Origin of the sequence: Pseudonocardia alaniniphila, from assembly GCF_022524485.1 — a bacterium.
Taxonomy (GTDB): domain Bacteria; phylum Actinomycetota; class Actinomycetes; order Mycobacteriales; family Pseudonocardiaceae; genus Pseudonocardia; species Pseudonocardia alaniniphila.
The window spans coordinates 59,376-79,475 of sequence record NZ_JAKXMK010000033.1 but is presented as its reverse complement, the minus strand read 5'-3'; the positions used below and the strand labels follow the sequence as shown (position 1 = coordinate 79,475).

The window sequence follows — 20,100 nt, the reverse complement described above, 5'->3', positions numbered from 1 at the left end:
TGGCCTAGTCCGTTGACCCACCAGGGTCTTCACTGCCATCGGTGGGGCAACTGGAGGGTGTCGATCGGGCGTACGTCGCTCCCAGCGATGGCGAGACACGCCCACGTGGCGAATGATCCGCACACCACGGGTTCGACGAGCGGTGGAGGGGACAACGGTGGCGGTGCTCGCACAGACCGATCTGCGGCTCGACACGACCGCGATCGACTACGTGTTCGTCGTCTTCTATTTCGTGCTGGTGCTGGGGATCGGGGTGATGGCCCGCCGGTCGGTCGCCTCCAGCCTGGACTTCCTGCTGTCGGGCCGGTCGTTGCCGGCGTGGGTGACGGGGTTGGCGTTCGTCTCGGCCAACCTCGGCGCGATCGAGCTCATCGGGATGATGGCCAACGGCGCGCAGTACGGCGTGGCGACATTCCACTATTACTGGATCGGCGCCATCCCGGCGATGGTGTTCCTCGGCATCGTGATGATGCCCTTCTACTACGGCAGCAAGGCTCGTAGTGTTCCGGAGTTCCTCCGCAAGCGGTTCAACAAGACGACACAACGGGTCAACGCCGTGACCTTCGCCGTCGCGGCCGTGCTGATCGCCGGGGTGAACCTGTTCGCGCTGGGTCTGATCCTCGAGGCGCTGCTGGGCTGGTCGCTGAACCTCGCGATCCCGATCGCCGCGCTGGTGGTGCTCAGCTACACGTTCCTGGGCGGGTTGTCCGCGGCGATCTACAACGAGGTGCTGCAGTTCTTCGTCATCATCGCTCTGCTGGTGCCGCTCACGGTCGCCGGGCTCGCCCGGGTCGGTGGGTGGGACGGGCTGAAGGCACAGGTGGTCGGTCTTCCGCCGGGGCCGGAGCAGGTGTCGACGTGGCCGGGCACCGCGCTCACCGAGATCGCCAACCCGTTCCTGTCGGTGCTCGGGATCGTGTTCGGGCTCGGGTTCGTGCTCTCGTTCGGCTACTGGACCACCAACTTCGCCGAGGTGCAGCGTGCGCTCTCGGCGCGCAGCATGTCGGCTGCCCGGCGTACGCCCATCATCGCCGCGTTCCCGAAGGCGCTCATCCCGCTGGTCGTGGTGATCCCCGGCATGATCGCGGGTGTGCTGGTGCCGCAGCTCACCACCCTCAAGGAGGGCGGTGCCACCGACATCACCTACAACAACGCGCTGTCGCTGCTGATGAACGAGGTGCTGCCCAACGGCATCCTCGGCGTGGCCCTGGCCGGGCTGCTGGCGTCGTTCATGGCGGGCATGGCGGCGAATGTCAGCTCGCTGAACACGGTGTTCACCTACGACATCTGGCAGGACTGGGTGCGTCCGGGCCGGCCGGACGATTACTACTTGCGCGTGGGCCGCACGATCACCGTCGTCGGGTGCCTGCTGGCCATCGGCACGGCGTTCATCGCCGGCAGCTTCCAGAACCTGATGGACTACATCCAGACGCTGTTCAGCTTCTTCAACGCCCCGCTGTTCGCGATCTTCATCCTCGGCCTGTTCTGGAAGCGGATGACCGGCACGGCGGGCTGGACAGGACTGATCTCCGGCACCATCGCGGCGATCGTGATCGACGTGCTGGTGCGGTCCGGCGTCATCGCCGTGTCGTCGCAGGCGGGGTCGTTCATCGGCGCGAGCGCCGCGTTCGTGGTCGGGATCGCGGTCGCGGTGGCGGTCTCGGCGGTCACCGCCCCGAAGCCGGACGCCGAGTTGGTCGGCCTGGTCTGGTCGCTCACCCCGCGGGAGCGGATGCGCACCGGTGAGGACGAGGGCAGCTGGTGGCAGTCGCCCGTGGTGCTGGGATCGATCGTGATCGCGCTGACCATCGTGCTGTACCTGCTCTTCGCGTGACCCACCCGAGACTGACGCAGAACCCGAGAGGGAGGCATCCGTGAGCGAACCCGAGGGCAACACCGTCAACCACGCCGCCACCGAGGCCGCACCCAGCGCCGCGTCGCAGCTGTTCGACCTGCGCTCGATCATCGCGCTGCTGTTCGGCGTCTACGGGATCATCCTGCTGGTGATGGGCCTGTTCTTCGAGAGCCCCGGCGAACTCGAGAAGGCCGGCGGGATCGACATCAACCTGTGGTCGGGGATCGTCATGATCGTGATCGCCGTGCTGTTCGCGCTGTGGGCCTACCTACGGCCACTGGTCCCGCCCGGCGAGCGCCACTGACGAGCGGCGCCCGCCGGTTCGTGCTCAGCCGCGCCGGCCCGGCGTGGGGTAGCGCGGGTTGAACGCGACCAAGGTCCAGTCGTCGAGGCGACGGAGCGCCTCCCGGAGCCCGGCGGCGAATCGCCTGGTGGTGTCGGTCATGCGGTCCTCCTCGTCGTTCGTCGAACGCCCGCTCCACTGCGGGTGGCAGTCGCACTGTGCGCCTACACCCAGTGCAGCGAATCGATCTACTGGATCGTTCCAGATCGACGTGTGAGACGAAGCACGCATGTGACGGGAGGCCGTCGGCCGAGGTCGGGGATTTGGGGCGTCCCGTCCGAAAAAGGACGGAAGGTAGGGTCGTACCGAGCGCCGGGGCCGCCCGGATCATCGGATCCGGTGTGCGGCAGGGGTGCGCGAGCCCGGGCCGATCGCCCCGCTGATCCGGGGATCGCTCTCCCGTTCGGGCAACTCGCCCGTGGTCCGGTCCAGGACGAGAGGAGTCGCCCTTGCTCGCGCTCGTCGTCGCGCACTTCGTGGTCGCCGCCCTGTTGCCGCTCGTCTCGGCGCGCAACCGGCGGGCGGGCTTCGCGGTGGCGGCCGTCCTACCCGTCGTCGCCCTGGTGTGGGCTCTCGCCAACACCGCGCCGGCGCTCGCGGGCGGGATCACCGAGACCACGGCATGGGCTCCCGCGCTCGGGCTGATGCTCGGGTTCCGGCTCGACGCCCTGGCGCTCGGGATGGTCGTGCTGGTGTCGGGGATCGGCGCGGTGATCCTCGTGTACTGCATGGGCTACTTCGGCCCGGACTCGCCGGATGCCCCGCGTACCGCCGCCCTGCTGCTCGTCTTCGCGGGCGCGATGCTCGGCCTGGTACTCGCCGACGACCTCCTCACGCTCTACGTGTTCTGGGAGCTGACGTCGGTGGCGTCGTTCCTGCTGATCGGACAGAGCGGTGAGCGAGGGGAGGAACGGCGCAGCGCGGTGCAGGCTCTGCTGGTCACCGTGTTCGGCGGCCTGGCGATGCTGCTCGGGTTCGTTCTACTCGGCGAGGCCGCGGGCACCTACCAGATCTCCGAGATCGTGGCCGCCGGGAGCGCGGGCAGGCTGCACGGCACGCTCGTGTCGGCGGCGCTGCTGCTGATCCTGCTCGGGGCATTCACGAAGTCGGCCCAGCTGCCGTTCCACCCGTGGCTGCCCGCTGCGATGGTCGCCCCCACACCGGTGAGCGCCTACCTGCACGCGGCGTCCATGGTGAAGGCGGGCGTCTATCTCGTGGCGCGGTTGGCGCCGGGGTTCTCCGATCTCGCCGTCTGGTGGGTGCCGGTGATCGCCGTCGGCCTCGGCACGATGCTCGTCGGAGGCTGGCGCGCCCTGTCGGCCACCGACCTGAAACAGCTCCTCGCCCTGGGCACGGTCAGCCAGCTCGGCTTCCTCATGGTGCTGCTCGGGAGCGGCGGACGGCTGGGGGAGATCTCCGCGCTCGCCGGGATGGCCCTGTTGCTCGCTCACGGGCTGTTCAAGGCGTCGCTCTTCATGACCGTCGGCACGATCGACCACGCGACGGGCACGCGCGACCTGCGGAAGCTCTCTGGTCTGTACACCGCGCTGCCGGGCTCCGCCGTCGCTGCGACACTCGCCGCGGCGTCGATGGCGGGGCTGCCGCCGTTCCTGGGCTTCGTCGCCAAGGAGGCCGCGTTCGAGGCGTTCGTCCGCGAGGGGGGCGCGCGCGGGTGGACCGTCACGCTCGTCCTGCTGCTCGGGTCGATGTTCACCGTGGCGTACAGCGCGCGGTTCCTGTGGGGGGCGTTCGCGCGCAAGCCCCGCGTCGAACCGACCCGTGTGGCGCACCCTCCCGGCCCGCTGCTCACCGCGCCCGTCTGGGTCTGCTCGGTCGCCGGTCTGGTGCTCGGGATCGCCTACCCCGTGGTCGACGCGCTCGGCGCGAGCTACGCGCGCCCCTACCCCCGCGGGTCCGGCTACCACCTCGCGCTCTGGCACGGCGTCGGTCCGCCGTTGCTGCTCGCCGCCCTGGCGGTCGCGGGCGGCCTGGTGCTGTACGCGCAGCGCGACCGTGTCACCGCTCTCTCCCACCGCAGCCCGTTCACCGCGCAGCGTGCGTACGAGCTCACGATCGCGGCCATCGCCCGCGTCGCCCTCGCCGTGACCGGCCGACTGCAGGTCGGGTCCCTCCCTGCGTACCTGGCCACGATCCTCGTCGCGTTCGTGCTGCTGCCCGGGATCGCCGTCGCGGTGGGCGGCGCCTGGCCGGCGGGCCAGACGCTGTACCACTCGGTGATGCAGGTGCCCCTCGCGATCATCGTCGTGATCGCGGCGGTCGCAGTACTGCGAGCGCGCCGCCGCTTCACGGCCGTGCTCCTCGTCGGGGTGATCGGTTACGGCGTCGGTGGGCTCTTCATCGTGGACGGGGCGCCGGACCTGGCGCTGGCGCAGTTCCTCGTCGAGACCCTGTCGGTGGTGGCGTTCGTCTTCGTACTGCGCAGGCTGCCCGCGGAGTTCACCGAGGAGCGGCCGCCGCGCCGGGTGCGGGTACCCAAGGCGCTGCTGGGGATCGTGGGCGGGGCCGCTGTGGCCGCCTACGCGGTGGTGATGACCGGAGCCCGCACCACCCCGTCGGCGACCACCGAGGAGTTCGCGCGGCTCGCACCCACCGAGGCCGGGGCGACCAACGTGGTCAGCGCGATCATCGTCGACTTCCGGGCGCTGGACACGGTCGGGGAGATCGGGGTGCTGTTCGTCGCCGCAGCCGGGGTGGCCAGCCTCGTGCTCGCCACCCGCTACGACCGGCAGCGCGAGCGCCGCCGCGTCGAGAGCGGTCGGAGCAGCCCCCGGCACGAGGACGACGTACTGCGCCGCGGAGGAGTGGGAGGACCGACGGGATGACCACAGACGAGACCCCGCACCAGCGCCCCTTCGAGGAGTGGGACCGGCCGCAGGAGCCATGGATGCTGCCGGGGGAGTGCCGCAACCCCGAGGACCGCAGCCTGCTGCTGGAGATGACCACGCGCGCGGTGTTCCCGACCGTGCTCGTCTTCTCCCTGTACCTCCTGCTGGTGGGGCACTACGGGCCGGGCGGCGGGTTCTCCGCGGGCCTCGTGGCCGGGCTCGCGTTCGTGCTGCGCTACATCGCGGGCGGCAGCGCCGACCTCGGAGCGGTGATGGCCCCGCGCGTACCCGCCGTGATCGGGAGCGGGCTGGCGCTGGCGCTCGTGACCGGGCTGGTGCCGGCGGCGTTCGGTGCGCCCGTGCTGTCCACCACGAAACTCGCGGTGGACCTGCCGCTGCTCGGCCCGATCGAGCTGCAGACCAGCCTGTTCCTCGAGATCGGGGTCTACGTGCTGATCATCGGGGTGGTCCTCGACCTGCTACGCGCCCTCGGCACCGGCATCGAACGGGACATGGACGACGCCGGGGAGCTGCCGTGACCATGATCGTTCCGCTTCTGGCCGCGGAGGCCGGCTCACCGATCACGATCAACGTGGTCATGGCGCTGACCGTGGGCGTCCTCTACGCCGTCGGCTTCACCCTGCTGCTGTCGCGGTCGCTGATGCGCGTGCTGATCGGCGTGGTGGTGCTGGGCCACGGCACCAACCTGCTGCTGCAACTCGCCGGTGGTCCGCCGGGGCGGCCGCCGATCGTCGGAACCGCGCCGCCGGAGTCGTTCGCCGACCCGTTGCCGCAGGCTCTCGCGCTCACCGCCATCGTGATCACCTTCGCGCTCACGACCTTCCTGCTCGCGCTGGGCTACCGCGCCTTCGTGCTGGTCGGCCACGACGAGGTGCAGGACGATGTCGAGGACCGGCGGATCTCGCGGCAGAAGACGCCCTCGGCGCCGCTCGAGGCCGATGACGGCGACGAGGACGCCCTCGAACGCGCCGACGACGAGATCGAGGCGCGGGCCGCGCGCGGGCAGGAGCGCTCGTGACGACGATCATCACGCTGCCGGTGCTGCTGCCGATGCTCGCCGCCGCGGTCTCGGTGATCGGCAGCCGGTCCGCTGCGCTGCAGCGCGTGGTCGGCGTCGCCGTGCTCGCGGTGGTGGCGGTGATCGCCGGGGTGCTGCTCGTCGTGGCCGACGAGCGCGGCCCGGTCGTCGCCGAACTCGGTGGCTGGGCCGCTCCCGTGGGCATCGCGCTCGTGGCCGACCGGCTCTCGGCGCTGCTGCTGCTCGTCTCGACGCTGGTGACGCTCGCCGTGCTGGTGTACGCGATCGACCAGCGGATCACCGACTACGGGCGCCGCACGGCGAGCACCACGTTCCACCCGATGTACCTGATGCTCTGCGCCGGAGTCTCCCTCGCCTACCTCACCGGGGACCTGTTCACCCTGTTCGTGGCGTTCGAGCTGATGTTGACCGCGTCCTACGTGCTGATCACACGGCGTACGGGCGCTCGGCGGATCCGGGCCGGCATGACGTACGTGACGGTCAGCCTGCTGTCGTCGCTGCTGTTCCTCACGGCGGTGGCCCTGGTGTACGCAGCGACCGGCACCGTGAACCTGGCGGATCTCTCCGAGCGCATCGGCATGCTGCAGCCCGGCGTGGGCCAGGTGCTGGCTCTGATGTTGCTGGTCGTCTTCGGGATCAAGGCGGCGATCGTGCCGCTGCACTTCTGGCTGCCCGACAGCTACCCCAACGCGCCGGGGCCGGTGGCCGCGCTGTTCGCGGGCCTGCTGACGAAGGTGGGCTTCTACGCGCTGCTGCGCACCGAGACGCTCCTGTTCGGCCGCGACGCGCCGTGGACGCTCCTGCTCGTGCTCTCCGTCGCGACCATGCTGGTCGGGGCGCTGGGCGCGCTGGCACAGAACGACCTCAACCGGCTGCTGTCGTTCCTTCTGGTCAGCCACATCGGGTTCATGCTCTTCGGGCTGGCCGTTTTCGACGCGGCAGGGCTGTCCGGGGCCATGCTGTACGCCGCCCACCACATCACGGTGCTCGCCACGCTCTTCCTGGTGAGCGGCCTGATCACGCGCCGCACCGGCACGGTGGCCCTCGACGAGATGGGCGGACTCGCACGCAGCGCACCCGGCCTCGCCGTGCTCTTCGCCGTGCCGGCCCTGACGCTGGCGGGCATCCCGCCGACCGCGGGGTTCGTCGCGAAGCTCGCGCTCCTGGAGGCCGGTGCGGGGGCGGGCCCCTTCCCCCAGGTCGTGGCCGGCGTGCTGATCCTGGCCAGCCTCCTGACGCTCTACGCGCTGGTCCGGGTGTGGGTCCGGGTGTTCTGGGGGAAGCCGAAGCCACCGCGTCCCGACGACGACCCCACCGACGAGGTGCTGGTCGGCACGGCCAGGACGTCCGCGCCGATGTACGCGGCGACGGGTGGGCTGATCGCGGTCAGCCTCGCGATCGTGGTCTTCGCCGGCCCACTGACGGCCGTCACCGCCCAGGCCGGCGTGGACCTCATGGAGCGGACTCCGTACATCGACGCGGTGCTGGGCCCACAGGGGGGCCGATGATCGACCACGACCGGCCACCCGTGCCGCGGCGCGCTCCCGGCCTGCTGGCCAGGCTGCCGCGCGTCGCCTGGCTGACACTGGTGTGGGTGCTGCTGTGGGGAACGTTCACGCCCCAGAGTGTGCTCGGCGGTGTGGTGGTCGCGGTGATCGTCACGGCGCTGTTCCCGATGCCGCGGCTGCCCGACCGGCTCTCGGTGCGGCCGCTGCGCCTGCTCGGGCTGGCCGCCTTCCTCCTCTACGACCTCGCGGCCTCGAGCGTGGAGGTGGCCTGGCAGATCCTGCGCCGCGGCACGGACGCCCGGGGCGCGATCGTCGCCGTTCCCCTGCTCACCACGTCGGACCGGGTGATCACGATCATGGCCAACGCGCTGTCGCTGTCGCCGGGCGCGATGGCGCTGCAGATCGATCAGGAACAGAAGGTCTGGTACGTCTACGCCCTCGGCCCGCGCGACCGTGCGGGAGCCGAACGGACCCGGCTGCGCACCCTGGACATGCAGCGGCGGGTGCTCGCGGCGTTCGGTACCGCGGAGGAGCTGGCGGAGGCGCGGCGCCGGATCGTGCAGGAGGGAGGGCCGCGATGAACGGCGGAATGACCATCGTGTTCGTGGTGGTTCTGTGCATGCTCGGGCTCGCCGCCGCCCTCACACTGGTGCGGCTGCTGCTGGGCCCGGAGACGCTCGACCGCATCGTGGCGCTCGACGTGCTCGTGCTGTTGATGGTCGCCGCCGCCGCGGTCTACGTGGCCTTCTACGAGGACGGTTCCAACATCCCGCTGCTCGCGGCGGTCGCGTTGCTCGGTTTCGTCGGGTCGGCCTCGGCGATGCGGCTGGCCGAGCGTAGGGAGCGGCACCGGTGACCCCCGCCCTCCACACCGCACGGGACATCGCGTCCGCGGTGCTGCTGCTCCTCGGGGCGCTGTCGTGCCTGTTGGGCGCGGTCGGCCTGCTCCGGCTGCCGGACCTGCTCGGGCGGCTGCAGGCGGCCACCAAACCGCAGACGCTGGGCCTGCTGCTGGTGCTCGCCGGCACCGCGCTGAGGGTGGAACTGGAGAGTGCCGTGACGCTCGTACTCGTCGCGTTCTTCCAGGTGATCACCGCGCCGGTGATCTCCCAGCTCGCGGGCCGGTCGGCCTACCGCAGCGGTGGTGTGCGGCGCGACCTGCTCGTCGTCGACCAACTGGCCGGGAAGCTGCCGCGAGATGGCTCGTCATAGGCTCGCCGCGTGCCCCTCTACGCGCTCGGCGACGCCGAACCCGTCATCCATCCGGATGCGTATATCCATCCCGACGCCGTGGTCATCGGCACCGTGACGATCGGCGCGGAGGCCTCGATCTGGCCCGGGGCGGTGCTCCGCGGCGACGACGGACGCATCGAGGTCGGTCCGCGCACCAGCGTGCAGGACGGCTCGGTCATCCACTGCACCCCGCGCCACCCCACGATCATCGGCGCCGAGGTGACGGTCGGGCACAACGTCCACATCGAGGGAGCCACGGTCGGCGACCGGGCACTCATCTCGTCGGGCTCGGTGGTGCTCAACGGGGCCACGGTCGGCGAGGGAGCCGTGGTCGGTGCCGGTGCTGTGGTGTCGCCGAACGCGAAGGTCCCGGCACGGCGGATGGCGCTGGGCGTGCCGGCGCGCGTGCGGGAGGGCTACGAGGTGCCCGAGGGCTACTACGACCGCGCCGTACAGAGCTACATCCAACGCGGGAAACGGTTCCGCGCCGAGCTGCGGAGGCTTCCCTGATGGCCAAGCCACTCGAAGAGGTCGTGGAAGCCGGATGGGCGCGGGCGCTCGCCCCCGTCGCACCGGTGGTGGCCGAGATGGGCGAGTTCCTGCGCGCGGAGATCGCTGCGGGGCGCCGCTACCTTCCGGCCGGGGCGAACGTCCTGCGTGCGTTCACCCAGCCGTTCGACCAGGTGCGCGTGCTGATCGTCGGCCAGGACCCCTACCCGACGCCGGGCCACGCGATCGGGCTGTCGTTCTCGGTGGCACCGCAGACGCGTCCCGTCCCGCGGTCGCTGGCCAACATCTTCCGTGAGTACAGCGAGGATCTCGGCCACCCCACCCCGTCCACCGGTGACCTCACGCCCTGGGCCGAGCAGGGTGTGCTGCTGCTCAACAGGGTGCTGACGGTGGAGCCGGGCAACCCGGGCTCGCACCGCAACAAGGGCTGGGAGAAGGTCACCGAGCAGGCGATCCGCGCTCTCGTGGACCGCGAGGGCGAGCCGCTGGTCGCGATCCTCTGGGGCCGTGACGCGCGCAACCTGGTGCCGTTGCTCGGGGACGTGCCGTGCGTCGAGTCGGCGCACCCCAGTCCCATGTCGGCCGACCGCGGGTTCTTCGGGTCGCGTCCGTTCAGCCGGGTCAACGCGCTGCTGGACGAGCTCGGCGGGGACCCGGTGGACTGGAAGCTGCCCTGACCGACCTGACCTGATCTGACCTGATCCGAGCTGGTCAGGCGGGCAGCGGCCGCGTGGCGATGTGGAGCGCGTTGAGGCCGTTGATCAGCACGGCGTCGTCCACGGGCACGTCCGCGGCGGCCTCGGCCAGCCGGAGGTGGGGGAAGCGGCTGATCAGGGAGCCGAGCGCGATACGGGCCTCGAGGCGGGCGAGCGGTGCACCGAGGCAGTGGTGGATCCCGTGCCCGAAGGCCAGGTGCGGAGTGGGCGTGCGGGTGATGTCGAGAACGTCAGCGCCCGGCAGGTGGGACGTGTCGCGGTTGGCGGCGAGGAGCCCGACGAGCACCGGGTCCCCCGCGGAGATCGTGACGCCGCCCAGCTCGAACGTCTCGGCGGCCACCCGCTGCGTCGCGATCTGCAGCGGACCGTCGAACCGCAGGAACTCCTCGACGGCGGCCGGGAGCCGCTCGGGCTCGGACCGCAGCAGGGCCAACTGGCCGGGATGGGTCAGCAGGGCGTAGGTGGCGTTGGTGAGCAGGTTCACGGTGGTCTCGTGGCCCGCGATCAGCAGCAGGACCACGAGCGACGTCAGCTCGTCCTCCGATAGCCGGTCCGTGCCGTCCCGCACGGCGACCACCGCTGAGAGCAGGTCGTCGGCAGGCTGCACGCGCTTGATCGCGATCAGTTCGCGCACGAAGCCGACGAGCGCCTCGGTCGCGGCCGCGAAGGCGTCGAAGCCGCTCACCGCAGGATCGATGACCAGCGAGGACCAGGTGCGGAAGTCGCGCCGCCGTTCCTCCGGGATGCCCAGCAGCTCGCAGATCACCGTCATCGGCAACGGGTAGGCGAACGCGGCGACGAGATCGGCGGACTCGACGTCGACGAGGTCGTCGAGCAGTCCGTCGACGATCTCCTGGATGCGGGGGGCGAGCTGGTCGATGCGCCGCATGGTGAACGCGCCCGACACGAGCTTGCGCAGCCGGGTGTGGTCCGGCGGGTCGCTGCTGAGCATCTCCGTGCGGGTGGCGGCGAGCAGCCCCGGATCGAGCCGCTGGCCGAAGATGTTGGCGCTTCCCCCGCCCTTGACCAGCCGGGGGTCGGTGAGGCACGCGCGGGCCTCGGCATAGCCCGTGACCAGCCAGATCGACCGGGAGCGGGTCCGCCGTACGAGGTGCACGGGCCCGCGGTCGTTGAGCTCGGTGTAGGCGCTGTGGCGCTCTCCGTGGGAGGCCGAGGTGAAGGGGTCGGGGGCGAGCGTCACGCGGGTACTCCTCGAGCGGGCGGTAGGCGTCCGGTTGATCCCGATAGTGGCACGAGGGTGCGCGGTGCGAACTGCAAGAACGATCACTCCGGCGGCACGACGAAACGGCGCCGCCGTCCGCATGGAGCGGAGGGCGGCGCCGTCCGAGAAAACCTGGTGTCGCTCGCGCTCAGGCGCGGGCGACCTTGCCGCCCTTCAGGCAGGACGTGCAGACGTTCATGCGGCGGCGGTTGCCGCCACCGATGCGGGCACGCACGGTCTGGATGTTCGGGTTCCAGCGACGGTGGGTGCGGCGGTGCGAGTGCGAGACGGACATGCCGAAGCCCGGACCCTTTCCACAGACGTCGCAGACGGCAGCCACGTCGAACACTCCTCGGGTAGACAATGGGGGAGCCGGGTCCAGCCCGGTCGCGAGAGACCAGAGTACCTGCGCCGCTGCACCGGCCGCACACCGCCCGTCGCTACCCTGTGGCGAGTGCCCCCGACCCTCGACTCCGCGCTGCTCACCGGCTGGACGCGGGCCGCCACCCAGGCGCTGGAACGGCACCGCGCCGAGATCGATCGCATCAACGTCTTCCCGGTGCCCGACGGTGACACCGGCACCAACCTGCTGCTGACCATGCGCGCCGCGGCTGAGGCCGTGCGCCGGGCGCGGCGGGAGAGCCGGGAGAACGGCGACGGGGCAGCGCGCGGGGTCGCGGCGGTGGCCGGGGCGCTCGCCCGCGGCGCGCTCGTGGGGGCACGGGGCAACTCCGGGATGATCCTGTCGCAGGTCATGCGCGGAGTGGCCGACGCACTGGCAGCGCGCGCGGGTCCCACGCCCGCCGGGGCCGTGCTCGCCGACGCGCTCTGCCGGGCCCACCGGCTGGCCACCGCCGCGGTCGCCCGGCCACGGCAGGGCACGGTGCTGACGGTGCTCGACGCCGCCGCGGGCGCCGCGGTCGCGGCCGGCCCCGAGCGGCTCGACGACGTCGCGCTCGCTGCCGCCGAAGCGGCGGCAGGCGCGGTGCAGGCCACCACCGGGCAGCTCCCCGAGCTCGCCAGGGCAGGGGTCGTCGACGCAGGCGGCCTCGGTCTCTACATCGTGCTCGACGCACTGGCCGCGCTGGTGAGCGGGCGCAGCGGCACCGACCGTCTCCCGGCCCCGGTCGTGTCCGTCCCGAAGTCGATCAGCCCCCGGGACGTGCTCGTCGCGCAGCGGGAGGGCGGCCGGCCAGGCCACGACTACGAGGTCATGTACCTGCTCGAGGGCACGTCCACGGACCGCGTGAACGCGCTGCGGGCGGAGCTAGAGGCGCTGGGGGACTGCGTCTCCGTGGTCGGCGACGGCGACGGCCTCTGGAACGTCCACGTGCACTGCACCGACATCGGGGCGGCCATCGAGGCGGGTCTGTCCGCCGGCAGGCCGCACCGGATCGCCGTGATCCGGTTCGCCGACCAGATCGGCGACGCCCCGGGGTCCGGGTGCGACGCCCGGTTCGTCCGGGACCGTGCGGTGCTGATGGTCGTGGGTGGGGCGGAGATCGCTGAGCTCGCACGGTCGGCGGGAGCCGCGGTGCTGGAGCGCCCGCGCGACCGGGAGGTGGACGTCGCCGACCTCGTCGCCGCGCTCGCCGGCACGCGGGCCCGGCACGTCGTGCTGCTCCCGGACGACTCCGAGCTCACCGCGCCTGCCGAGCGGGCCGCGGTGCTGGCGCGCCGGGACGGGCAGGAGGTGCTCGTGGTGCCCACGGCGTCGGTGCTGCAGGGGTTGTCGGCACTGGCCGTGCACGACCCGCAGCGCCGGGTGGGCGACGACGTCGTCGCGATGGCCGAGGCCGCCGCAGGTACCCGCACCGGCGGCCTGCTGACCGCCGAGACCGAGGCACTCACGTGGGTGGGCCCGTGCGAGCCCGGTGACGTCCTCGGGATCACCGACGGCGAGGTCGTCGTGATCGCCCCCGACCTGGCCGTCGGCGGGCTGTGGTTGGCTAATCGCATGCTCACCGTCGGCGGAGAGCTCGTCACCGTGCTCCTCGGCGAGGGCACCGACCCGTCACTCGCCGACGCGCTCGCGGCCGAACTGAGCCGCGCCCATCCCGAGGTCGACATCGTTGTGCACCGGGGCGGGCAGTCCGACTACGCGATCGTGCTGGGGGTGGAATGACGGACGTCGACATGCTCAGCCCGCTGCTCCCGCTCATCGGCAAGCGGGCGGCCGACCTGCTCGCGGCGCAGCTCGAGATCCATACGGTCGGCGACCTGGTGCGCCACTACCCGCGCCGCTACGTCGACCGCGGCAAGCTCACCGACATCGCGGGGCTCGAGATCGGCGAGCACGCCACCCTCGTCGCCCAGGTGGAGAAGGCCACGCTGCGGGACATGAGGGCCCGGCGCGGCAAGCTGCTGAACGTCGTCATCCGCGACGAGAAGGGCGCCACGCTCGACTGCACCTTCTTCAACGGCCACAAGGTCCAGCACGTCATCCGGCCCGGGGTGCGCGCGGTGTTCTCCGGCAAGGTCGGGGTGTTCAACAAGAAGCTGCAGCTCACCCACCCGCAGTTCGAGCCGCTCGACGAGGCCGACGAGGTGCGGCCGTTCCTCTCCGTCTACCCGGCCACCGGCAAGGTCAACTCGCAGGAGATCGCACGCTGCGTGCGTCAGGTGCTCGAGCTCCTCGACGACCCCACCGACCCGCTTCCCGCCGGGCTCCGGCAGCGCGAGGGCCTCGCGGAGCTGGGGCGGGCCCTGCGGCGCATCCACGTGCCTGAGTCCGAGGCCGATTTCCACGCCGCCCGCAACCGGCTCGTCTGGGACGAGGCGATCGGCGTCCAGCTCGCCCTGGCGCTGCGCAGGCAGGCCACGGTCTCGCGGCCGGCCGCGGCGTGCCCACCCAAGCCGGGTGGCCTGCTCGACGCGTTCGACGCCGCGCTGCCGTTCACGCTCACCGCGGGCCAGCACGCGGTCGGCGCGGAGATCTCCGCGGATCTCGCCGGCGAGCACCCGATGAACCGGCTCGTGCAGGGCGACGTCGGCGCGGGCAAGACGGTCATCGCGCTGCGGGCGATGCTGCAGGTCGTCGACGGTGGCAGGCAGGCGGCCCTGCTGGCGCCCACCGAGGTGCTCGCCGCCCAGCACGCGCGGTCGCTGCGCACCCTGCTGGGCCCGCTCGGGCGCCGCGGCGAGCTCGACGGCGCCGAGCAGGCCACCGCCGTCACGCTCCTCACCGGTTCGCTCGGCACCAAGGCCAAGCGCCAGGCGCTGCTCGACGCCCAGTCCGGCGCTGCCGGGATCGTCGTCGGCACCCACGCCCTGATCCAGGACAACGTCGGGTTCGCCGACCTCGGCCTGGTCGTCGTCGACGAGCAGCACCGATTCGGTGTGGAGCAGCGCGACGCGCTGCGCGGGCGCGGTGAGCTCGCGCCGCACATGCTGGTCATGACGGCCACGCCGATCCCGCGCACCGTCGCGATGACGGTCTACGGCGACCTGGAGGTCTCCGCGCTGCGCGAGCTTCCGGGCGGACGCTCGCCGATCGCCACCACCGTCGTGCCCCTGGCGGAGAAGCCCGCCTGGCTGCAGCGCGTCTGGCGCCGCGTGCACGAGGAGGTCGAGGCCGGGCACCAGGTCTACATCGTGTGTCCGCGGGTGGGCGGCGACAACGGCGACAACGGCAGGGACGACCCCGGCGACGATCTCGTCGACCTCGACGATCCCGACGAGGGTGCCGACTCCGACGACGGCAGCGCCCGCCGCCCGCCGCTGGCGGTGCTCGAGGTGCTGCCGCGGCTGGAGGAGGGAGCGCTCCACGGGCTGCGGCTCGGTGTGCTGCACGGCAAGCTGCCGCCCGACGAGAAGGACACCGTGATGCGGGCCTTCGAGCGCGGCGAGCTCGACGTCCTGGTGGCCACCACGGTGATCGAGGTCGGTGTCGACGTGCCCAACTCCACCGGCATGGTCATCCTCGACGCCGATCGGTTCGGTCTCTCCCAGCTCCACCAGCTCCGCGGCCGGGTGGGCCGGGGCTCCGCGCCGGGCGTCTGCCTGCTGGTCACCGAAGCGCCTGCGGCGAGCACCGCGCGGGAACGGCTCGACGCGGTGGCCGGCACCACCGACGGGTTCGAGCTCGCCCGGCTCGACCTGGAGCTGCGGCGGGAGGGCGACGTACTGGGCGCGCTGCAGTCGGGCCGCCGTTCCGGCCTGCGGCTGCTGTCACTGCTGCGCCACGAGGAGATCATCGCGAAGGCACAGGTCTATGCGGCCGACATCGTGGCCGACGACCCAGGTCTCCGCGACCACCCCGGACTCGCCGCGCTCGTCGGCGAGACCGTGGGCGACGAGGAGCGCGCCGCCTATCTCGACAAGGTCTGACGCGGCTCGGCCCCGCACGAGCGGCCCGCTCGTGCGGGGCCGTCGGACTGCCGGGCCGTTCGTGCACCGCGGTCGCGGGAGTCAGCCGGGGAGCGCTCCTCGTGCCGCGGCGTCCAGTGCAGCCGCGGCCGTCGGGGGAAGGTGGATCACCCCGGCGCGGTCGAGCTTGGCGAGCTCCGAGCGGGCGCGGGAGTAGGCGGCGAGCCGCTCGGGGTCGCTGTCGGAGTCGCGAGCGGTGGTGAGCAGCTTGATCACGCGTTCCACGGTGGCGCGCTCGGCGGGGGACAGCCCCGAGAGCCGGATGCGTTGGGCTGCCTCACGGGCGGCCTGCCATGCGCGTTCGGCCCGATCGACGGCGGCCTCGAACGCGGCGGCGTGCGAGGCGGGCGGGAACCGGTCGGTGTCGAGGGCCTGGGCCTCGGCGAAGGCGTCGACGAACCGCGCGGTGCTCGGCACCGACACGTCGGCGAGCGCGGGCAGCCGCAGCACCTCCATGGGGTCGCACTCGAACGCGGCGTACGCGGACCGCAAGGCGTGGAACCGGTTGCGGACCTTCCCCCACTCGAGGTCGGGCCGGCGTACCGGCCGCGCGGGGGGCGGCGGCGTGGGCACGGACACGCTCCGGTGGCGCAGGGCCGCGTGGCGCCTGCTGCGGTGCACGGCGACGAAGGTGAGCGCACCCGCCACGAGCAGCGGCGCCGAGCCCGCGACGATCGCCACACCCAGCACGATGATGCTGAATATCGTCGCCATAGCGAGCGCACCCGCCCCGCCGGCGATGACGGGCACAGCGAACAACAGCAGCCACGGCGATCGGGGATGACGTCCGCCGTGGCGCCGCCTGCGCCTCTCTGCCTGCTCCCGCAGTCGACGTCCTTCCGCGAACGCCGCGGACTGCCCCGGCCGGACTCGTGGCATCACGTCGCACCCTTCGTCGTCACGAACGGCGACGCATCTCTACCCGAGGCGACGGCCACGGAGTCCAGATGGTGTCGCACCTCTCCTTAGTACCGAAGCACAGTGCCGTTCGCAGGGTCCGATCGAGTGCCCACAGGTACCGTTCGGCTTCGCACCACCGATCAGCAGGGAGGCGTTGCCGTGTTCAGCAAGGTGCTCGTCGCGAACCGGGGAGAAATCGCGATCCGGGCGTTCAGGGCGGCTTATGAGCTCGGCATCTCGACCGTCGCGATCTTCCCGTACGAAGACCGCAACTCTCTGCACCGTGCCAAGGCCGACGAGTCGTACCAGATCGGCGAACCGGGCCATCCGGTCCGCGCCTACCTGTCGGTGGACGAGGTCATCAACGCCGCGCGCCGGGCCGGGGCCGACGCCATCTACCCGGGCTATGGCTTCCTGTCGGAGAACCCCGATCTCGCCGAGGCGTGCGAGCGCGCCGGCATCACGTTCGTCGGGCCGCCGCCGAGCGTGCTGCACCTGACGGGCAACAAGGCCCGCGCCGTCGCCGCCGCCCGCGAGGCAGGGGTGGCGGTGCTCGATTCGTCCGAACCCTCCGACGACGTCGACACGCTCGTCGCGGCGGCCGAGGAGATCGGGTTCCCGGTCTTCGTCAAGGCGGTGGCGGGTGGCGGCGGCCGCGGGATGCGCCGCGTGATGGAGCCCGGCGAGCTGCGCGAGGCCATCGAGGCAGCGATGCGGGAGGCCGAGTCGGCGTTCGGGGATGCCACGGTCTTCCTGGAGCAGGCGGTGGTGAACCCGCGCCACATCGAGGTGCAGATCCTCGCCGACGCCACGGGCGAGGTCGTGCACCTCTACGAGCGCGACTGTTCGGTGCAGCGGCGCCACCAGAAGGTCATCGAGATCGCGCCTGCGCCCAACCTCGACCCGGAGCTGCGCGACCGGATCTGCGCCGACGCCGTGGCGTTCGCCCGTCACATCGGATACATCAACGCGGGCACGGTCGAGTTCCTGCTCGACGAGCGCGGCAACCACGTCTTCATCGAGATGAACCCGCGCATCCAGGTGGAGCACACCGTCACCGAGGAGGTCACCGACCGTGACCTCGTGATCGCGCAGCTGCGGATCGCCTCCGGGGTGACACTCGCCGAGCTGAACATGGCGCAGGAGAACATCGTCCTGCGCGGCGCGGCGCTGCAGTGCCGGATCACCACGGAGGACCCTGCCAACGGCTTCCGTCCCGACACGGGCGTGATCGGCGCCTACCGCTCGCCCGGCGGCGCAGGCGTGCGTCTGGACGGCGGCACCACGCACACGGGTGCGGAGGTCAGCGCCCACTTCGACTCGATGCTGGTGAAGCTCACCTGCCGGGGTCGCACGTTCCCCATCGCGGTACGCCGAGCGCAGCGGGCGGTGGCGGAGTTCCGCATCCGGGGCGTCTCCACGAACATCCCGTTCCTCGCCGCGGTGCTGAGTGATCCGGACTTCCAGGCGGGGCGCGTCACCACGAGCTTTATCGAGCAACGCCCCGAGCTGCTCACCGCACGCCAGCCTGCCGACCGCGGCACCCGCCTGCTCACCTATCTCGCCGAGACCACGGTCAACCGGCCGAACGGGCCGCGGCCCAAGGTCGTCGAGCCGGTGGACAAGCTGCCGTTCTGCGACCTGGAGGCGCCCGCGCCCGACGGCTCACGGCAGCTGTTGCGAGAGCTGGGTCCGCAGCGGTTCGCCGAGCGGCTGCGCGCGCAGCAGAACGTCGCCGTCACCGACACCACCTTCCGCGACGCCCACCAGTCGCTCCTGGCCACGCGGGTGCGCAGCCGCGACCTCCTGGCGGTCGCCCCGTACGTGGCGCGGACCGTTCCGGAGATGTTCAGCCTGGAGTGCTGGGGCGGCGCCACGTACGACGTGGCGCTGCGGTTCCTCGCGGAGGACCCGTGGGAGCGGCTCGCGGCGATCAGCGAGGCGGTGCCCAACATCTGCACGCAGATGCTGCTGCGGGGCCGCAACACCGTGGGCTACACGCCCTACCCGGTCGAGGTGACCGATGCCTTCGTCGAGGAGGCGGCGCGCACCGGCATGGACATCTTCCGGATCTTCGACGCGCTCAACGACGTGGAGCAGATGCGCCCGGCGATCGAGGCGGTCCGAGGCACCGGCACCGCCGTGGCCGAGGTGGCGCTCTGTTACACGGCCGATCTCTCGGATCCGGACGAGAGGCTCTACACCCTGGACTACTACCTGCGGCTGGCCGAGCAGGCGGTCGATGCGGGCGCTCACATCCTCGCGATCAAGGACATGGCCGGGCTGCTGCGCCCGCCCGCGGCACGCAAGCTCGTCACGGCCCTGCGCGAACGTTTCGACCTGCCCGTCCACCTGCACACGCACGACACGGCAGGTGGCCAGCTGGCCACCCTCGTGGCGGCGATCGACGCCGGGGTCGACGCCGTGGACGCGGCTGTGGCGAGCATGGCCGGGACGACGAGCCAGCCCTCGCTCTCGGCGCTGGTGGCGGCCACCGACCACACCGACCGTCCCACCGGGCTCTCGCTCACCGCGGTGGGAGACCTGGAGCCGTACTGGGAGGCCGTGCGCAAGGTCTACGCGCCGTTCGAGGCCGCGCTGCCGTCGCCCACCGGGCGCGTCTACCACCACGAGATCCCCGGCGGGCAGCTGTCGAACCTGCGCCAGCAGGCGATCGCGCTCGGGCTCGGCGACCGGTTCGAGCTGATCGAGGACTGCTACGCCGCCGCGGACCGGATGCTCGGGCGGCTGGTCAAGGTGACGCCCTCGTCGAAGGTGGTGGGCGACCTCGCGCTGCACCTCGTCGGGGCCGGGGTGCAGCCGAAGGACTTCGAGGCCGACCCGGGCGAGTTCGACGTGCCCGACTCGGTCATCGGGTTCCTGCGCGGAGAGCTGGGCGACCCTCCCGGCGGCTGGCCCGAGCCGTTCCGTTCGCGGGCGCTGGAGGGCCGCAGCGAGGAGTCGGACTCGGCCGAGCTGACGATCGAGGACCGCCGCGGGCTGCGCGACGATCGCCGCGCCACGCTCAACCGGCTGCTGTTCCCCGCGCCTGCAAAGGAGTACGTGGCCCACCAGGAGGCCTACGGCGACACGTCGGTGCTGTCCACCAAGGACTTCCTCTACGGCCTCGAGTCCGACATCGAGCACAAGGCAGAGCTGGAGCCCGGCGTGACGCTGCTGATCGAGCTGGAGGCGATCTCCGAGGCCGACGAGCGCGGTATCCGCACGGTGCTGGCCACCCTCAACGGTCAGCTGCGCCCCGTATCGGTACGCGATCTGTCGGTGGACAGTGCCGTCAAGGCGGCGGAGAAGGCCGATCGCTCCAACCCGCAGCACGTCGCCGCGCCGTTCGCCGGCGTCGTGACGCTCGCGGTGGCCGAGGGCGACACCGTGGAGTCGGGCCAGACGGTGGCCACCATCGAGGCGATGAAGATGGAGGCGTCGATCACCGCCCACCGGTCGGGCACGGTGGCCCGGCTCGCCATCGGGCAGGTCCAGCAGGTCGAGGGCGGCGACCTGCTGCTGGAGCTGTCGTGAGG

The 20,100-nt window shown here is 71.8% G+C and carries 17 protein-coding genes; 14 read left to right on the top strand and 3 right to left on the bottom strand.

All coding sequences use genetic code 11. From position 1 onward, the window contains the following. Nucleotides 1-157 precede the first annotated feature (157 nt). From MMF94_RS32935 to MMF94_RS32885, 11 genes are all read left to right on the top strand, one after another. Nucleotides 158-1,834 (top strand): sodium:solute symporter family protein, encoded by a 1,677-nt coding sequence (locus MMF94_RS32935; RefSeq protein ID WP_241041341.1) that lies wholly within the window; start codon nt 158-160, stop codon nt 1,832-1,834. Between the two features lie 40 nt (nt 1,835-1,874). After that, nucleotides 1,875-2,159: a hypothetical protein gene (locus MMF94_RS32930; protein WP_241041340.1), complete on the top strand. Its 285-nt coding sequence runs from the start codon at nt 1,875-1,877 to the stop codon at nt 2,157-2,159. Between the two features lie 488 nt (nt 2,160-2,647). Continuing rightward, entirely contained in the window at nt 2,648-5,041 is a 2,394-nt protein-coding gene (gene mbhE, locus MMF94_RS32925) for a hydrogen gas-evolving membrane-bound hydrogenase subunit E (protein WP_241041339.1), read from the top strand. Further along, nucleotides 5,038-5,583, top strand: coding sequence for an MnhB domain-containing protein (locus MMF94_RS32920; protein WP_241041338.1), 546 nt, complete (start codon nt 5,038-5,040; stop codon nt 5,581-5,583). The genes mbhE and MMF94_RS32920 overlap by 4 nt, the downstream gene beginning before the upstream one ends. A 41-nt stretch (nt 5,584-5,624) precedes the next feature. Continuing rightward, nucleotides 5,625-6,083, top strand: coding sequence for a Na(+)/H(+) antiporter subunit C (locus MMF94_RS32915; protein WP_241041367.1), 459 nt, complete (start codon nt 5,625-5,627; stop codon nt 6,081-6,083). After that, complete coding sequence (locus MMF94_RS32910) at nt 6,080-7,612, top strand: Na+/H+ antiporter subunit D (RefSeq protein ID WP_241041337.1); 1,533 nt, start codon at nt 6,080-6,082, stop codon at nt 7,610-7,612. Before MMF94_RS32915 ends, MMF94_RS32910 begins: the two co-directional genes overlap by 4 nt. After that, entirely contained in the window at nt 7,609-8,193 is a 585-nt protein-coding gene (locus tag MMF94_RS32905; protein WP_241041336.1) for a Na+/H+ antiporter subunit E, read from the top strand. Before MMF94_RS32910 ends, MMF94_RS32905 begins: the two co-directional genes overlap by 4 nt. Further along, a complete protein-coding gene (locus MMF94_RS32900; RefSeq protein WP_379660412.1) occupies nt 8,190-8,468 on the top strand; it encodes a monovalent cation/H+ antiporter complex subunit F in 279 nt (92 codons plus the stop codon). The genes MMF94_RS32905 and MMF94_RS32900 overlap by 4 nt, the downstream gene beginning before the upstream one ends. Next, nucleotides 8,465-8,824, top strand: a complete 360-nt coding sequence (mnhG, locus tag MMF94_RS32895) for a monovalent cation/H(+) antiporter subunit G (RefSeq protein WP_241041335.1) — start codon at nt 8,465-8,467, stop codon at nt 8,822-8,824. Before MMF94_RS32900 ends, mnhG begins: the two co-directional genes overlap by 4 nt. Nucleotides 8,825-8,833: 9 nt before the next feature. Then, nucleotides 8,834-9,355: a gamma carbonic anhydrase family protein gene (locus MMF94_RS32890; protein ID WP_241041334.1), complete on the top strand. Its 522-nt coding sequence runs from the start codon at nt 8,834-8,836 to the stop codon at nt 9,353-9,355. Continuing rightward, nucleotides 9,352-10,032 (top strand): uracil-DNA glycosylase, encoded by a 681-nt coding sequence (locus MMF94_RS32885; protein WP_241041365.1) that lies wholly within the window; start codon nt 9,352-9,354, stop codon nt 10,030-10,032. Before MMF94_RS32890 ends, MMF94_RS32885 begins: the two co-directional genes overlap by 4 nt. 34 nt (nt 10,033-10,066) lie before the next feature. Here MMF94_RS32885 and MMF94_RS32880 read toward each other — a convergent pair whose 3' ends face one another. Beyond that, nucleotides 10,067-11,272 carry a cytochrome P450 family protein gene (locus tag MMF94_RS32880; RefSeq protein ID WP_241041333.1) on the bottom strand — a complete coding sequence of 402 codons (1,206 nt, stop codon included), beginning with the start codon at nt 11,270-11,272 and terminating at the stop codon, nt 10,067-10,069. 169 nt (nt 11,273-11,441) lie between these two features. Continuing rightward, the gene (gene rpmB, locus MMF94_RS32875; protein ID WP_241041332.1) at nt 11,442-11,633 is read right to left on the bottom strand and encodes a 50S ribosomal protein L28; all 192 of its coding nucleotides are present in this window, start codon (nt 11,631-11,633) and stop codon (nt 11,442-11,444) included. A gap of 114 nt (nt 11,634-11,747) precedes the next feature. On the opposite strand from rpmB, the gene MMF94_RS32870 reads away from it, so the two are divergent. Beyond that, a complete protein-coding gene (locus MMF94_RS32870; protein WP_241041331.1) occupies nt 11,748-13,418 on the top strand; it encodes a DAK2 domain-containing protein in 1,671 nt (556 codons plus the stop codon). After that, on the top strand, nt 13,415-15,622 hold the full coding sequence (locus MMF94_RS32865) for an ATP-dependent DNA helicase RecG (protein ID WP_241041330.1): 2,208 nt from the start codon (nt 13,415-13,417) through the stop codon (nt 15,620-15,622). Before MMF94_RS32870 ends, MMF94_RS32865 begins: the two co-directional genes overlap by 4 nt. Nucleotides 15,623-15,703: 81 nt before the next feature. On the opposite strand, the gene MMF94_RS32860 is transcribed toward MMF94_RS32865, so the two are convergent. Beyond that, nucleotides 15,704-16,540 (bottom strand): hypothetical protein, encoded by an 837-nt coding sequence (locus MMF94_RS32860; RefSeq protein WP_241041329.1) that lies wholly within the window; start codon nt 16,538-16,540, stop codon nt 15,704-15,706. Nucleotides 16,541-16,720: 180 nt separating this feature from the next. Here MMF94_RS32860 and MMF94_RS32855 point away from each other — a divergent pair, with 180 nt between their 5' ends. Beyond that, nucleotides 16,721-20,098: a pyruvate carboxylase gene (locus tag MMF94_RS32855; RefSeq protein ID WP_241041328.1), complete on the top strand. Its 3,378-nt coding sequence runs from the start codon at nt 16,721-16,723 to the stop codon at nt 20,096-20,098. Nucleotides 20,099-20,100 lie beyond the last annotated feature (2 nt).

Bases quoted from the DNA above. Each gene is read 5' to 3' on its own strand.
- MMF94_RS32920 (WP_241041338.1), top strand. From the start codon at position 5,038: ATGACCACAGACGAGACCCCGCACCAGCGCCCCTTCGAGGAGTGGGAC.
- MMF94_RS32905 (WP_241041336.1), top strand. From the start codon at position 7,609: ATGATCGACCACGACCGGCCACCCGTGCCGCGGCGCGCTCCCGGCCTG.
- MMF94_RS32900 (WP_379660412.1), top strand. From the start codon at position 8,190: ATGAACGGCGGAATGACCATCGTGTTCGTGGTGGTTCTGTGCATGCTC.
- MMF94_RS32865 (WP_241041330.1), top strand. From the start codon at position 13,415: ATGACGGACGTCGACATGCTCAGCCCGCTGCTCCCGCTCATCGGCAAG.
- MMF94_RS32860 (WP_241041329.1), bottom strand. From the start codon at position 16,540: ATGCCACGAGTCCGGCCGGGGCAGTCCGCGGCGTTCGCGGAAGGACGT.